Annotated in this window: 12 protein-coding genes and 1 riboswitch; of the genes, 9 read left to right on the forward strand and 3 right to left on the reverse strand. The window is 70.6% G+C overall.

Translation table 11 applies throughout. The annotated features are described in order from the left end of the window. Positions 1 to 51: 51 nt before the first annotated feature. The 6 genes from ACQPZG_RS21150 to ACQPZG_RS21175 all read left to right on the forward strand — a co-directional run bounded on the left by ACQPZG_RS21150 (position 52) and on the right by ACQPZG_RS21175 (position 6,185). Entirely contained in the window at positions 52 to 1,185 is a 1,134-nt protein-coding gene (locus ACQPZG_RS21150; RefSeq protein WP_433547308.1) for a transglycosylase family protein, read from the forward strand. 291 nt (positions 1,186 to 1,476) lie between these two features. Continuing rightward, positions 1,477 to 1,679: riboswitch (cyclic di-AMP (ydaO/yuaA leader) on the forward strand. A gap of 2 nt (positions 1,680 to 1,681) precedes the next feature. Then, complete coding sequence (locus ACQPZG_RS21155) at positions 1,682 to 2,413, forward strand: transglycosylase family protein (protein ID WP_433547309.1); 732 nt, start codon at positions 1,682 to 1,684, stop codon at positions 2,411 to 2,413. A 342-nt stretch (positions 2,414 to 2,755) separates the two neighbouring features. Further along, complete coding sequence (eno, locus tag ACQPZG_RS21160) at positions 2,756 to 4,048, forward strand: phosphopyruvate hydratase (protein ID WP_433549488.1); 1,293 nt, start codon at positions 2,756 to 2,758, stop codon at positions 4,046 to 4,048. Between the two features lie 117 nt (positions 4,049 to 4,165). Further along, on the forward strand, positions 4,166 to 4,660 hold the full coding sequence (locus ACQPZG_RS21165) for an FtsB family cell division protein (protein WP_433547310.1): 495 nt from the start codon (positions 4,166 to 4,168) through the stop codon (positions 4,658 to 4,660). A 38-nt stretch (positions 4,661 to 4,698) separates the two neighbouring features. Next, positions 4,699 to 5,241, forward strand: a complete 543-nt coding sequence (locus ACQPZG_RS21170; RefSeq protein WP_433547311.1) for a DUF501 domain-containing protein — start codon at positions 4,699 to 4,701, stop codon at positions 5,239 to 5,241. Then, entirely contained in the window at positions 5,238 to 6,185 is a 948-nt protein-coding gene (locus ACQPZG_RS21175) for an exopolyphosphatase (RefSeq protein WP_433547312.1), read from the forward strand. Before ACQPZG_RS21170 ends, ACQPZG_RS21175 begins: the two co-directional genes overlap by 4 nt. Positions 6,186 to 6,240: 55 nt before the next feature. On the opposite strand, the gene ACQPZG_RS21180 is transcribed toward ACQPZG_RS21175, so the two are convergent. Together ACQPZG_RS21180 and ACQPZG_RS21185 are read right to left on the reverse strand one after the other, a co-directional pair. Beyond that, a complete protein-coding gene (locus ACQPZG_RS21180; RefSeq protein ID WP_433547313.1) occupies positions 6,241 to 6,510 on the reverse strand; it encodes a type II toxin-antitoxin system RelE family toxin in 270 nt (89 codons plus the stop codon). Continuing rightward, entirely contained in the window at positions 6,507 to 6,779 is a 273-nt protein-coding gene (locus ACQPZG_RS21185; RefSeq protein WP_433547314.1) for a type II toxin-antitoxin system Phd/YefM family antitoxin, read from the reverse strand. The genes ACQPZG_RS21180 and ACQPZG_RS21185 overlap by 4 nt, the downstream gene beginning before the upstream one ends. Positions 6,780 to 7,256: 477 nt before the next feature. On the opposite strand from ACQPZG_RS21185, the gene ACQPZG_RS21190 reads away from it, so the two are divergent. The 3 genes from ACQPZG_RS21190 to ACQPZG_RS21200 all read left to right on the forward strand — a co-directional run bounded on the left by ACQPZG_RS21190 (position 7,257) and on the right by ACQPZG_RS21200 (position 11,592). Next, positions 7,257 to 8,663: an NAD(P)/FAD-dependent oxidoreductase gene (locus tag ACQPZG_RS21190; RefSeq protein ID WP_433547315.1), complete on the forward strand. Its 1,407-nt coding sequence runs from the start codon at positions 7,257 to 7,259 to the stop codon at positions 8,661 to 8,663. A gap of 237 nt (positions 8,664 to 8,900) precedes the next feature. Next, positions 8,901 to 10,244, forward strand: coding sequence for a class I SAM-dependent methyltransferase (locus tag ACQPZG_RS21195; protein WP_433547316.1), 1,344 nt, complete (start codon positions 8,901 to 8,903; stop codon positions 10,242 to 10,244). Positions 10,245 to 10,377: 133 nt separating this feature from the next. Next, a complete protein-coding gene (locus ACQPZG_RS21200) occupies positions 10,378 to 11,592 on the forward strand; it encodes a phospholipase D-like domain-containing protein (RefSeq protein ID WP_433547317.1) in 1,215 nt (404 codons plus the stop codon). Positions 11,593 to 11,775: 183 nt separating this feature from the next. Here ACQPZG_RS21200 and ACQPZG_RS21205 read toward each other — a convergent pair whose 3' ends face one another. Continuing rightward, positions 11,776 to 14,313, reverse strand: a complete 2,538-nt coding sequence (locus tag ACQPZG_RS21205) for an ABC transporter permease (RefSeq protein ID WP_433547318.1) — start codon at positions 14,311 to 14,313, stop codon at positions 11,776 to 11,778. Positions 14,314 to 14,330 lie beyond the last annotated feature (17 nt).

The following is a 14,330-nucleotide window of genomic DNA, read 5'->3' on the forward strand; positions in this document are numbered from 1 at the left end:
CTCGGCAGTTACGGACGGAAGCCGAGTCACCGTCAGCTGAAAGGCAACCGCATGCGTTCCGGGAACGGTAAACACCGCCGCCCGCGTCAGGCCCCCGCACTGTTCGTCGCAGCAGGGGTGACCGGGTCCGCCATCGCGATTCCGCTTCTGGGTGCGACGAGCGCCTCGGCGGCCGACGCGAACACCTGGGACCGGGTCGCCGAGTGCGAGAGCGGCGGCATGTGGAGTGCCGACCTGGGCAACGGGCACTACGGCGGGCTCCAGTTCTCGCAGGAGAAGTGGGCGCGGTACGGGGGCCTGGACTACGCCCCGCGCGCCGACCTCGCCAGCCGCGCGCAGCAGATCAAGGTCGCCGAGAAGGTGTTCGCGGCGGAGGGCCGGCAGGCGTGGCCCAGTTGCGCCGTCATATCCGGACTGGCCCCCGGCGGCGGCTCCGGCTCCGGTTCCGGTTCGGAGGGTTCCGGTGGTGTGGACGCCGCCGACCCCGGTACGGATGCCAGTGCGCCGCCCAAGGCTCCCGCGGGCTCCGTGAAGCGCGACGCGCCCGAGGGCGGCACGCAGAGCCCGGACCGCGAGGACCCGTCGGCCTCCGCGGACGCCGTCACCCCCACCGAGCCCACGCCGGGCACCAGCGTCACCCCCAGTACCGGCCCGAGCGCCGACGCCGGGCAGGGCACCCCGGGTGCCGGGACTCCCGCCCCGTCCGGCTCCGCCGACCCCTCTGCCTCCGCCGACCCGGGCCAGGACCCCGGGCAGGGTGCGAGCCGGGGCAAGCACCGCGGCGAGCCCGCCCCCGAGAACACGTCCCCCGAAACGGGCAGTTCGGTCGAACCGGGCATGGACTCGACGGCGGGCGCGAGCCTCGACCCCGCCGTCACGCCCGGCACCGACCCGACCGCCGCCGACCCGTCCGTCACCGACGGCCGCGAGTCCGGCCAACACGCCTCCCGCGGCGAGAAGGCCGAGCGGCCCGGAGGGGTGCCCGCGTCGGACACGCCGTACACGGTCCGCGCCGGCGACAACCTCTCGCACATCGCGGACGAGGCGAAGGTGCCCGGCGGCTGGCCCGCCCTCTACGAGGCGAACCGCTCGGCGGTCGGTGCCGACCCGGACCTCATCCGTCCTGGCCAGAACCTCGTGCTGGGAGACGCGGCGGGCACGGAGCAGGCGGGAGCCGGTCACTGAACGGCCGCGAAACGGACACAAAGCAGGGGTAGTTCAGTGCCTTATGTCCGGTTCTGCGCAAGTGAGACATGAGTCTCTTCGCTCCAACTGGTGTGTCCCGCCGGGGAGCTCCCGGCGCGTCCGCTCTGACCTGCGTAAACAACCGCGTCGGAAGGGCAAGTAGGGGTGAGATGTCCCCGATGTTCGCCTTTGAACATCGGGGACTCCTGTGTTTACGGTCGTCATCGCTCGCCACCGGTGAGCACCGGAGCCCGTCACGCCGAATCCTGCCGGCGGGCACCGGGAGCAGTCGTCGCGTAAGCGCCGTAGGCAGGAGCGGGGGACCCAAGGTAAGTGCCGGGCCCGGACGTTGAGAGACGTGACGGGAACGGCTCGGGGTGAAGCCGCCGAAACGGAACGCAGTTGCAGCACGCAGCGGCGGACCGGACCGGAGGCCGGGCGAACTCACAGCCCGAACCCGACAGCTCACCTCGAAGGCGTCGGTGAGGAGATATCCATGTCGCTTTTCAGCAAGGGCAAGCACCGCCGCCCGTCCAAGGCCACCCGTGTCGTCACCCTCGCCGGTGTCACCGGTGTCGCGGTCGCAGCCCCGCTGATGGGGGCCTCCACGGCCTCCGCCGCCTCCGTCGACACCTGGGACAAGGTCGCCCAGTGCGAGTCCGGCGGCAACTGGTCCATCAACACCGGCAACGGCTACTACGGCGGTCTGCAGTTCTCGCAGTCCTCCTGGGCGGCCGCGGGCGGCACCAAGTACGCCCCGCGCGCCGACCAGGCCTCCAAGGGCCAGCAGATCGCCACCGCCGAGCGGCTGCTCGACATGCAGGGTCCGGGTGCCTGGGCCTGCGCCGGCGCCGGCAATCTGACCAACGACGGTGTCGACCCGGGCGTCAGCACCGGTTCGGGCTTCTCGCAGAAGTCCGCCCCCAAGGCGCAGAAGCGCCAGGAGGCCCCGGCCGCTTCCCGCAGCGAGGCCCGCAAGGCCCCGAAGGCCGTCGAGCGGGTGGCCCCCAAGGCTGCCCCGAAGGCCGCCAAGCAGGCTGCCCCGAAGTCCGTCGCCCCGGTCAAGAAGGGTGACGGCGAGTACGAGGTGAAGGCCGGCGACACGCTCGGCAAGATCGCCCAGGCGCACCACGTCAAGGGCGGCTGGCAGCACCTCCTCGACCTGAATGAGGACGTCGTCACCGACGCCGACCTCATCTTCCCGGGTCAGCAGCTCCACCTGCGCTGACCCCCGTGCGGGGCGGCGGCCCACCCCCGCCGCCCCCGCACGCCGGGCCCCGGCCGGACGCGACGCCCCCCCCGTTCGCGCCCGGCCGGGGTTCTTCCGTTCCCCCGCCCCGTTCCGTACGCGCAGTGCGGGGCGCGCAGTGCGGGCGTACCGGTTCCCCGGGCGGCCGACGGCGGCGACCTTCGGCGCGGTCTTCGTCCCCTCTTGCAGGCATTCGGGCATTTTTCCGTCCCATCAGACAGTCGTACGGCCGAACGACGCCCCAGGTCCGGTTAGGCTCTTGTCGCAAGGCCGAAAGCGACCCTGCACTCAGCTTCCCCAGCGTCACACCCCATGAAGGAGATGCTCGTGCCGTCCATCGACGTCGTCGTAGCCCGGGAAATCCTGGACTCCCGAGGCAATCCCACGGTCGAGGTCGAGGTCGGCCTCGACGACGGCAGCACCGGCCGTGCTGCTGTTCCGTCCGGCGCCTCCACCGGTGCCTTCGAAGCCGTGGAGCTTCGTGACGGGGACCCCAACCGCTACCTCGGCAAGGGCGTCGAGAAGGCCGTCCTGGCCGTCATCGAGCAGATCGGCCCGGAGCTCGTCGGCTACGACGCGACCGAGCAGCGCCTGATCGACCAGGCGATGTTCGACCTCGACGCCACCGAGAACAAGGGCTCGCTGGGCGCCAACGCCATCCTCGGCGTCTCCCTCGCCGTCGCGCACGCCGCCTCCGAGGCCAGCGACCTGCCGCTGTTCCGCTACCTCGGCGGCCCGAACGCGCACCTGCTGCCCGTCCCGATGATGAACATCCTCAACGGTGGGTCGCACGCCGACTCCAACGTCGACATCCAGGAGTTCATGATCGCGCCGATCGGCGCCGAGTCCTTCTCCGAGGCGCTGCGCTGGGGCGCCGAGGTCTACCACACCCTCAAGAAGGTGCTGAAGACCAAGGGCCTGTCCACCGGTCTCGGCGACGAGGGCGGCTTCGCCCCGAACCTGGAGTCCAACCGCGCCGCGCTCGACCTCATCATCGAGGCCATCACGCAGGCCGGTTACGTTCCCGGCGAGCAGATCGCGCTCGCGCTCGACGTCGCCGCCTCCGAGTTCTACAAGGACGGCAAGTACGAGTTCGAGGGCGCGTCCCGCTCGGCCGCCGAGATGACCGACTACTACGAGGAGCTCGTCTCCGCGTACCCGCTGGTCTCCATCGAGGACCCGCTGTACGAGGACGACTGGGACGGCTGGAAGGTCATCACCGACAAGCTGGGCGCCAAGGTCCAGATCGTCGGCGACGACCTCTTCGTCACCAACCCCGAGCGCCTCGCCCGCGGCATCGAGGAGGGCTCCGCCAACGCCCTGCTCGTCAAGGTCAACCAGATCGGCTCGCTCACCGAGACGCTGGACGCCGTCGAGCTGGCCCAGCGCAACGGCTTCAAGTGCATGATGAGCCACCGCTCCGGCGAGACCGAGGACGTCACCATCGCCGACCTCGCCGTCGCCGTGAACTGCGGTCAGATCAAGACCGGCGCCCCGGCCCGCTCGGACCGCGTCGCCAAGTACAACCAGCTGCTGCGCATCGAGGAGATCCTCGACGACGCCGCGGTCTACGCCGGCCGCTCGGCGTTCCCGCGGTTCCGCGCGAACCAGTAGGTACCTCGCTCCGGCCCGCCGACCCCGGTCGGCACGCCAGTCGTCCCTACGTCCCCGGCCACGGTCCCGTACCGTGTCCGGGGACGTACGCGCGTAACGGGGAGGCGGGACAGGCACATGGCCGCGAAGGGCTCGAAGGGCAACCGCGACCGGTTCTCCACGACGACCAGGCTGCGGCTGCTCGGCGAGCAGACCGCGGCCCGCGTCTACCGCTCGCAGACCCGCCGCCAGGCCCGCCGCTCCCGCCTCACCGGGCGGGCGGCGCTGCTGGTCCTGGTGGTGTGCACGCTGGTGGTCGCCCTCGCGTACCCGATACGGCAGTACGTGTCGCAGCGCACCGAGATCGCCGACCAGGAGCACGCGAAGAACGAGGCCGAGCGCCGGGTGGAGCAACTCCGCGACGCCAAGGCGCGCCTCCAGGACGACGCGCACGTCGTGCGCCTCTCGCGCGAGCACCTGCACTACGTGAAGCCGGGCGAGACCGGCTTCACGATGTACGACCCGGAGGCGTCCGGCTCCTCGCCGCACCCCGACGGCGGCAAGAGCGCCGACCAGCCCTGGTACTCCCACGTCTGGCGCGGCGTCGACGAGGCCGACCGCAGGGAACCGTAGACCCCCCTACAGAGCACCCGTCACGACAGAAGGCACGCATGGACACACCGCCCCCGACCACGCCGCGCTCCGAGCCCACCGGGACGGACATCGAGGCGTTCAAGCTCCAGCTCGGCCGCCCGCCGCGCGGACTGCGCGCCATCGCGCACCGCTGCCCGTGCGGCAACCCGGACGTGGTCGAGACGGCCCCGCGCCTGGAGGACGGCACGCCGTTCCCGACGCTGTACTACATGACCTGCCCCCGGGCCACGGGCGCGATCGGCACCCTGGAGGGCTCCGGTCTGATGAAGGAGATGCAGGCCCGGCTGTCCACGGACGAGGCGCTGGCCGACCAGTACCGGGCGGCGCACGAGGACTACCTGGAGCGGCGCGACGCGATCGAGGAACTGGTGGGCTTCCCCAGCGCGGGCGGGATGCCCGACCGGGTGAAGTGCCTGCACGTGCTGGTGGGGCACTCGCTGGTCGCGGGGCCCGGGGTGAACCCGTTCGGCGACGAGGCGCTGGCGCTGCTGCCGCGGTGGTGGGCCAAGGGCCCCTGCGTCACCCCGTGCGCCGACCCGTCCGCGGAGAGCGCCCAGTGACCAGGGTCGCCGCCATCGACTGCGGTACGAACTCCATCCGCCTCCTCGTCGCGGACGCCGACCCCGCGACCGGCGAACTGGTCGACCTGGACCGGCGGATGACGATCGTCCGGCTCGGCCAGGGCGTGGACAGGACCGGCCGGCTCGCCCCCGAGGCCCTGGAGCGCACGTTCGCCGCGTGCCGCGAGTACGCGACGGTCATCGAGGCGCACGGGGCCGAGAAGGTCCGCTTCGTGGCCACCTCCGCCTCCAGGGACGCGGAGAACCGCGACGAGTTCGTCGCCGGCGTCCTGGACATCCTGGGCGTCGAGCCCGAGGTGGTCACCGGCGACCAGGAGGCTCAGCTCTCCTTCACCGGGGCCACCAACGAGCTCGCGCACGGGGCGGGGGACCACCTCGTCGTCGACATCGGCGGCGGCTCCACCGAACTCGTCGTCGGGGGCGATACGGTCCGCGCCGCCCGCTCCGTCGACATCGGCTGCGTACGCCTCACCGAACGCCACCGGCCGTCCGGTCCGGCCACGCCCGGGCAGGTTGCCGCGATCCGTGCCGACATCGAGGCGGCGCTGGACCTGGCGGAGGAGACCGTCCCGCTCCGCGAGGCGCACACGCTGGTCGGTCTCGCCGGGTCCGTGACGACGATCGCCGCCCTCGCGCTGGGCCTGCCGGAGTACGACTCCGCGGCCATCCACCACTCCCGGATCCCGTACGACGAGGTCCGCCGGGTCACCGAGTGGCTCGTCGCGGCCACCCACGACGAGAAGGCGGCCCTCCCCGCCATGCACCCGGGCCGGGTGGACGTCATCGTCTCCGGCGCGCTCATCCTGCTGGCGCTGATGGAGCGGGCCGAGGCCGCCGAAGTGGTGGTCTCGGAACACGACATCCTGGACGGGATCGCGTGTGCCCTCGCCGACGAGCTGGAGCGCGTGAAGAAGTCCCTCTGACCGGTTGACACCTCCGAACAGGAGCGCCTCGGCCGACTGGTCGGAGCGCCTCTGTTCAGAGGTTGGGGTAGACCCCGCGGCGGTCACCGACCTTGACAACCAGGACGACAAGCTCGCCGTCCAGCACTTGGTAGGCGATCCGGTAGCTGCCGACGCGGAGCCGGCAGAGCCCGGAGGGCCCGGTGAGTTTCGTGATGTCGGCGTCCTCGCGGTACGGATCGTTGCCGAGAGCGGTCAGTGCGGTGAGGATGCGCATCGCGGCGTGCCGGTCGAGCGCCCTGAATTGCCGCTGAGCGGCAGCGGTGAACCTGAACGCGTACTTCACGCCGCGCCTTCACCGTGCTCAGTGAACAGGTCTGCCAATACCTCGGCCATGGTCACCGTCGGGCCGCCTTCGGCCAGGACGGTCTCCGCATCGCGGGCGAGCAGTTCGTCGGCTGCCTCTTCCAGTGCGTGGAAGTCCGCGATGGGTACGAGTGCGGCCACAGGGGCCCCGTTCCGAGTGATTATCGTTGGATTGCCCTGCTCTGCCCGATTGATGTGGTCCGCAAGGTGCGCGCGGGCTTCGCGTACGGTCACAGCGCTCTCGTCCATGGATGAAGCGTACGCGCTTGTGTGTACACGTGGGGAGTTGATTCTGCGCCCCTGGTGGCGTGGTGTGCGGTACGTTCCGGCGGTGATGGCGGGCGGGATCGGCTGGAGCGTGCCTGGGCCGGGCCTGGCGGAACGCCGCGGCGGAGCAAGTTCGTGAAGTTCTTCACAAGGAAAAGGGGCCCGATGGGCCCCTTTTTCGCGCCCCGCTGCCCGACGGGTGCGCCACCACCCCCACGGGCGCTCATAACGGACGGTTCCTGACGGATGTCGGGCGTATGAAATGAGTAAGTGGTCCAGTGTTCGCCAAGGGCCATCGGGCCAGTTGGGAAGGGGTTTCCAACGTGTCCGCAAGCCCTGCGGTTCCCCGCCGGGAGCATGACCTGTGTCACGTGGGCGGCGGAGTGTAGCAGAAGGGTCCACAGACCTTGTGAAGGGGCTCACGAGGTACCCCCCGGGACGGGGTGGATACTCGATTGCATGAGCACCACGGAGCGTCCCAGGATCCTCGTAGTAGGCGGTGGGTACGTAGGCCTGTACGCGGCAAAGCGCATTCTCAAGAAGATGCGCTATGCGGAAGCGACCGTCACGGTCGTCGACCCCCGCTCGTACATGACCTACCAGCCCTTCCTGCCCGAAGCCGCCGCCGGCAACATCTCGCCGAGGCACGTCGTCGTACCACTGCGACGCGTCCTTCCCAAGGCCGAGGTGCTCACCGGTCGGGTCACCACCATCGATCAGGACCGCAAGGTCGCCACGATCTCCCCGCTCGTCGGTGAGGCCTACGAGCTGCCCTTCGACTACCTGATCGTCGCGCTCGGCGCGGTCTCCCGCACCTTCCCGATCCCCGGCCTCGCCGAACAGGGCATCGGCATGAAGGGCGTCGAGGAGGCCATCGGCCTGCGCAACCACGTCATCGAGCAGCTCGACAAGGCAGACTCCACGACCGACGAGGAGGTCCGCCGCAAGGCGCTCACCTTCGTCTTCGTCGGCGGTGGCTTCGCAGGCGCGGAGACCATCGGCGAGGTCGAGGACATGGCCCGCGACGCCGCCAAGCAGTACAGCAACGTCTCGCGCGACGACATGCGCTTCCTGCTCGTCGACGTCGCCGACAAGATCCTCCCCGAGGTGGGCCCCAAGCTCGGCGAGTACGGCCGCAAGCACCTGGAGAGCCGCGGCGTCGAGGTCTACCTCAAGACCGGCATGGACTCCTGCATCGACGGCCACGTCAAGCTGAACAACGGCGTCGAGGTCGACTCGAACACCATCGTGTGGACCGCCGGCGTCAAGCCCAACCCGGTGCTCTCCCGCTACGGCCTGCCGCTGGGCCCGCGCGGTCACGTCGACACCGCCGCCACCCTCCAGGTGCAGGGCACCGACTACATCTGGGCCGCGGGCGACAACGCCCAGGTCCCGGACCTGGTCGGCCGCAAGAACGGCAACCCCAACGCCTGGTGCCCGCCCAACGCCCAGCACGCGCTGCGCCAGGCCAAGGTCCTCGGCGACAACGTGGTCTCCGGCATGCGGGGCTTCCCGCAGAAGGAGTACAGCCACGCCAACAAGGGCGCCGTCGCGGGTCTCGGCCTGCACAAGGGCGTCGCGATGATCGTCATGGGCAAGATGAAGATCAAGCTCAAGGGCCGTCTCGCCTGGTACGCCCACCGCGGCTACCACGGCATGGCGATGCCGACGTTCAACCGCAAGATCCGCGTACTGGCCGACTGGACGCTGGGGATGTTCCTCAAGCGCGAGGTCGTCTCGCTGGGCGCCATCGAGTCCCCCCGCGAGGAGTTCTACGAGGCCGCCCGTCCCGCTCCGGCCCCGGCCGACGCGGTGAAGGTGCCGGCCGCGGCCGAGCCGAAGAAGACCGAGGCCAAGGCTTCCTGACGCCTCACCAGTAACGCGTGACGGCTGTTCCAGCCGGCGTCGTCCGAAGGGGCCGCCCGCCATCCGTGGTGCGGGCGGCCCCTTCGGCGTGCCCGCCGCGCAGCGCCCGCGGGCCGCGCCGTGCACGCTCCCGCCACGCGCTTCGTCGTGCGGAGCGGCGCGTGGGGATGCGGCGGCCCGCCTCCGGTGTTAATCCCAGTACGTAGCTCCACGTCGTACGTCACGGAGGTGTGCACCATGGCCGATGCCGCGCAGCGGCTGACCACTCTTGCCGAGGAACTCCTCTCCACCCCGCTCCCCGTCCGCGTCCGCGCCTGGGACGGCAGCGAAGCGGGACCGCCCGGCGCCCCCGTCCTCGTGATCCGCAGCCGCCGGGCCCTGCGACGGCTGCTCTGGAAGCCCGGTGAGCTGGGGCTCGCCCGCGCCTGGGTGGCCGGTGAGATCGACTTCGAAGGGGACCTGTACGAGGCCCTGGAGCTGCTCGCCGAGCTGATCTGGGAGCGCGAGGACGCCGGCCGGAACACCGTCCACCCGGTCCGTGACCCCAGGAAGCGGGCCGCCGCCCGGGGCCTGCTCAGGCTCGGCGGCCCGCTCCCGCCGCCGCCCCCGCCCCCCGAGGAACTGCGCCGCCACACCGGCCGACCGCACACCCGACGCCGGGACAAGGAGGCCATCAGCCACCACTACGACGTGGGCAACGACTTCTACGCCCTGGTCCTCGGCCCTTCCATGGTCTACTCCTGCGCCTACTTCTCCGACCCCACCGCCCCCCTCGAAGACGCCCAGCACGACAAGCTCGACCTGATCGCCCGCAAGCTCGCGCTCCGGCCCGGTCTGCGGCTGCTCGACGTGGGCTGCGGATGGGGCTCCCTGGCCCTGCACGCGGCCCGCGCGCACGGGGTCCAGGTCACCGGCATCACCCTCTCCACCGAACAGGCCGCCTTCGCCCGCGAGCGCGTCGCCGAGGCGGGCCTCGCCGACCGTGTCGAGATCCGCGTCCAGGACTACCGCGACGTGCTTCCCCAAGCTCTCGGCTCCGCTCGCGCAGGGGATGCCCCGTTCGGACCGTACGACGCGATCTCCTCCGTGGGGATGGCCGAGCACGTCGGGGCCGTCCAGTACGCCGAGTACGCGGCCGACCTGTACGCCCTGCTGAAGCCGGGCGGCCGACTGCTCAACCACCAGATCGCCCGCCGCCCCGTCCCCGACGAGGAGACGTACCGCGTCGACCCGTTCATCGACTCCTACGTCTTCCCCGACGGGGAACTCGCGCCGCTCGGCCGTACGGTCGGGCAGCTGGAGCAGGCGGGCTTCGAGGTGCGCGACGTCGAGTCGATCCGCGAGCACTACGCGCTGACGCTGCGTCACTGGGTGGCCAACCTGGAGAAGAACTGGGACGCGGCACTGCGCACGGTCACCCCGGGCCGGGCCCGTATCTGGCGGCTCTACATGGCGGCCTCGGCGCTCTCGTTCGAGCACAACACCCTCGGCGTCAACCAGGTGCTGGCCGTCAGGCCCGGCCCGTCCGGTGCGTCCGGAATGCCGCTCCGGACCCGTGCGTGGAACGCGAGGGATCAGTGACCGACTGAAGGGGGCGGGCCGACGCCCGGCGGTGTGACGATACGTTGAGGCTTTGCGGAGCTCCGTGCCCCGGCTCCTGCGGACCGGGCGCGGCGCTCCGTTCCGTACGCACACGCGAGAAGAGGGGACGGGCGTGCAGCGCAACACGTACAGGCGGGCCGGACGGATGGGAACGTGGGGAGCGGGGGTCGTCGCGCTCGCCCTCGTGGCACCGGTCACCGCCCACGCCGGGGTGCCGGGCCAGGCACAGGCAGCGGTGACGACGACGGCGACGTTCAACGACCCCTCGGGCGACAGCGCCGCCCAGAGCCGCATCCGCGACCACGTGAAGGGCCTGATCGAGGGCGCGCCGACGGGCTCCGCCATCAGTGCCGGGCTGTACTCGTTCACCGACACCCAGATCTCCGGCGCCCTCGCGGACGCCGAGCGACGAGGCGTCGACGTGCGGATCGTCATCGACAACGCGGCGACCGGCGCAGGCGGTCAGTACGCCGCGCTCAAGGCCGCCCTGGGCACGGATCAGTCCAAGGGCTCCTACGTGACGAACTGCGGCGTCAACCGGGGCTGCATCGGCAACCGCGTGCTGATGCCCTCCAAGCCCGACGACGGCTCGATCAACCACAACAAGTTCTGGCTGTTCTCCGAGACCGGCGGCAGCAAGAACGTCGTCGTGCAGTCCTCGGCCAACATGACCAGCACCCAGCGCACCGACTACTTCAACAACGCCGTCACGATCGTCGACGCCGGGCTCTACGGCGCCTACCGCGGCTACTTCGCCGACCTCGCCAAGCGCCAGGTGAACAACGACTACTACAGGACGCCGACGGCGGGCCCGTACAAGACGTACTTCTTCCCGCGCAAGGAAGCCGCCGGGAAGAAGTGGAACGGCGACGCCTCCACCGATACCGTCTCCCTCATCCTCGGCAACGTCGACTGCCGGGCCGGCACCGAGGTGCGCATGGCCGCCAACCTCTTCTCGCGCCGCGAGGTCGCCGCGAAGCTGGTGGCGATGAAGTCGGCGGGCTGCAAGGTGATCCTCGCCAACGACGGCGGCACGTCGATGAGTGACGACGTGTCCGGCATCGTCTCCGGGAAGATGACCGAGCGCGTCCAGTGCGCGGAGAACGTGGGCGACCGCAAGGTGGGCCTGCACTCCAAGTACGTGCTGGTCAACGGCACGTACGACGGGAAGGCCGGCCGCAAGCTGGTCTTCACGGGCAGCCACAACTACTCGTACTCGGCGCTGCGGGCCAACGACGAGACGCTGCTGAAGATCGACGACGTGGCGCTCTACGACCAGTTCAGGGCCAACCACGCGAAGATCATGACCTTCTGCAAGGGCTCCTGAACCGCGCGGGAGCAGCACCTGACCAGTCGCCGGACGCGGGCACGGGCCGGGGCCCCGCCTCCGCACGGGCCTCCGCCCGCCTCCGCACGGGCTCCCGAGCGGCCGTACGCAAGAGAAGCGGCCCCCACGACGTGTGTGCCACGTCGTGGGGGCCGCTTCCGTGTCCCCTGCTCCCGGGGCGGGCTACTCGGCCTTGATGGCGCTGAGCATGTTCAGCTTCGCCGCGCTGCGGGCCGGCCACATGGCGGCCAGGACTCCGACCACACCCGCCAGCAGCAGGAAGATGCCGATCCGGTCCCACGGGACGACCAGCGAGTAGCCGACGACCTGGTCCTTGACGGTCTGCCCGATGGCCCAGGCCAGGAACGTGCCGAGGACCACGCCGACCACCGCGCCGAAGACCGAGATCACCACGGCCTCCAGCCGGATCATGGTCTTGACCTTGCTGCGCGCCAGGCCGATCGCCCGCAGCATGCCGATCTCCTGCTGCCGCTCGAAGACGGACATCGCGAGGGTGTTCACGACGCCGAGGACCGCGATGATCAGGGCCATGGCCAGCAGGCCGTACATGATGTTGAGCATCTGGTTGACGATGCCGCCGAACTGGTTGCGGATGTCGTTGCTGTCCATCACGACGATCGCCGGGTTCTTGCCCAGGGAGTCGACGAGGGCCTGCTCGTTGGCCGCGGTCGGGCCGCCGTCCATGGCGACGTACGCCGAGTAGAACAGCGGTTCGGGGGTGTGGCGGCTCAGGACCTTGGTGTCGATCATGGCGCCGGAGACGAACTCGTTGCGGCCGTAGACGGCGCCGATGGTGAGCTTGGTCTTCGTACCGTCCTCGAAGGCCATGTCCAGGCTCTGGCCGACCCGGTAGCCCTTGCTCGCGGCGGCCTTCTCGTCGACGGCGATCTCACCGCGCGCCAGACCGCTCAGCGAGCCCTGGAGCACCTTGAGGTTCAGGACGCGCTCGACGTCGCCCGGGGTGACGCCGACGGCGTTCAGGTACGAGTCGTCGGCCCCCTCCAGGGACGCGAACTGCTGCGGGGAGGAGGCGGTGACGCCCTTCGCCCCGGCGAGCGCCTCGATGACGGACTTGTCCATCGAGGACTGGTTCGCCATGGTCACCATGTAGTCGGCCTTGACGACGTCCGTGGTCTGCTTGTCGATCGCCTGGCCCATGGTCACGCCGAGCACGGTCAGCCCGGTGACCAGGGTGAGGCCGATGGCCAGTGCGGAGGCGGTGGCGCCGGTACGACGCGGGTTGCGGACCGAGTTCAGCCCGGCCAGCTTGCCGGAGACCTTGAACACCCCGTCCAGCAGCGGACGGACCAGGGCGATCACCGGCCGCGACAGCAGCGGGATCAGGATGATGATGCCGATCAGGGCCAGGAACGCGCCGCCCCCGATGAGCATGCGGCCGGTCTCCTTGCCGAGGGCCGCGCCGCCGACGACGGTCGCCGCACCCGCGCCCGTGACGAGGGCCCCGATGACGTTCCGTACCACCAGGGACTTCACGGACGGGGTGGCGTGCACGCTGCTCATCGCGGCGACCGGCGGAATCTTGGCGGCCCGGCGGGCGGGCAGCCAGGCGGCGAACATCGTGATCAGCACGCCGACGGCCAGCGAGGCGAGGACCGGCGTCGCGCCGACGATCAGCGGACCGGACGGAAGCTGGGCCTCCATGGCGTCCATCAGCGGGCTCAGCCCCGCGGCCATGCCGAGACCCAGGACGAAGCCGATCACCGAGGCGATCAGGCCGACGATGCCGGCCTCGGCCAGGATCGACCGGGTGATCTGCTTGCGGGACGCACCCACCGCGCGCATCAGCGCGAGTTCCTTGGTGCGCTGGGCGACCAGCATGGTGAAGGTGTTGGAGATCAGGAAGACGCCGACGAAGAGGGCGATCCCGGCGAAGCCCAGCAGGATCTGGGTGAGCGCGCTCGTCGACTGCGCGAGGTTGCGCTCCTCGTCGGCGGTGAGCTGCTTGCCGGTCTGCACGGTGGCGTCCTTGGACACCAGCGGAACGATCGCCTCCTGCATGGCCTCCTGGTCGGCGCCGGGCTTGCCGGTCACGGTGGCCGACTGGAAGTAGCCGGGCTTCAGGAAGAGTTCCTGCGCGGTCCGGGTGTCGAACAGCACCAGGCTGCCGCCCGCGTTGACCTCACCCTGGTCGGAGGTGAAGACACCACTGAGGGTGTACTCCTTCACCGGCCGGTTGGTGGCGATGCGCACCGTGTCGCCGACCTTGTAGCCGCCCTTGTCGGCGGTGCCGCGGTCGAGGGCTATCTCTCCGGGGCCGGTCGGACCGTGGCCGCCGGTGAAGTCGTAGCGCCGGTCCTTCCCGTCCTTGCCGGGGAAGAAGTTGCCGCCCTTGGTGGACCAGCCCTGGCCGATGAGCTTGCCGTCGCGGTCGGCGGCGCCCGCGAAGCCGCCGACGACGCCGGTGGCGGTGTCCGCGCCGGGCACGGACGCGATCCGGTCGAGCTGCGCCTGGCTGAGGCCGGGCCGCTTCTCGGCGGCGTCGGAGGGGCTGCCGTAGTCGGTGACGCCGATGGCCACGTTGTCGAGCCCCTTGCTCGACTGCTGGCGGAAGGCGTTGTGGAGGGTGTCGCTGTAGATGAGGGTGCCGGAGACGAAGGCGACGCCGAGCATGACGGCGAGCACGGTCATCAGCAGCCTGGCCTTGTGCGCGAGCACATTGCGCAGGGCGGTGCGGAACATGGCGGTTACGTCCTGGG

Origin of the sequence: Streptomyces sp. CA-294286 (assembly GCF_050947155.1) — a bacterium.
Taxonomy (GTDB): Bacteria; Actinomycetota; Actinomycetes; order Streptomycetales; family Streptomycetaceae; genus Streptomyces.

Coding starts and splice junctions, on each gene's coding strand:
- ACQPZG_RS21195 (WP_433547316.1), top strand. CDS start 8,901: ATGGCCGATGCCGCGCAGCGGCTGACCACTCTTGCCGAGGAACTCCTC.
- ACQPZG_RS21170 (WP_433547311.1), top strand. CDS start 4,699: ATGGACACACCGCCCCCGACCACGCCGCGCTCCGAGCCCACCGGGACG.
- eno (WP_433549488.1), top strand. CDS start 2,756: ATGCTCGTGCCGTCCATCGACGTCGTCGTAGCCCGGGAAATCCTGGAC.
- ACQPZG_RS21150 (WP_433547308.1), top strand. CDS start 52: ATGCGTTCCGGGAACGGTAAACACCGCCGCCCGCGTCAGGCCCCCGCA.
- ACQPZG_RS21205 (WP_433547318.1), bottom strand. CDS start 14,313: ATGTTCCGCACCGCCCTGCGCAATGTGCTCGCGCACAAGGCCAGGCTG.
- ACQPZG_RS21165 (WP_433547310.1), top strand. CDS start 4,166: ATGGCCGCGAAGGGCTCGAAGGGCAACCGCGACCGGTTCTCCACGACG.
- ACQPZG_RS21185 (WP_433547314.1), bottom strand. CDS start 6,779: ATGGACGAGAGCGCTGTGACCGTACGCGAAGCCCGCGCGCACCTTGCG.
- ACQPZG_RS21155 (WP_433547309.1), top strand. CDS start 1,682: ATGTCGCTTTTCAGCAAGGGCAAGCACCGCCGCCCGTCCAAGGCCACC.
- ACQPZG_RS21190 (WP_433547315.1), top strand. CDS start 7,257: ATGAGCACCACGGAGCGTCCCAGGATCCTCGTAGTAGGCGGTGGGTAC.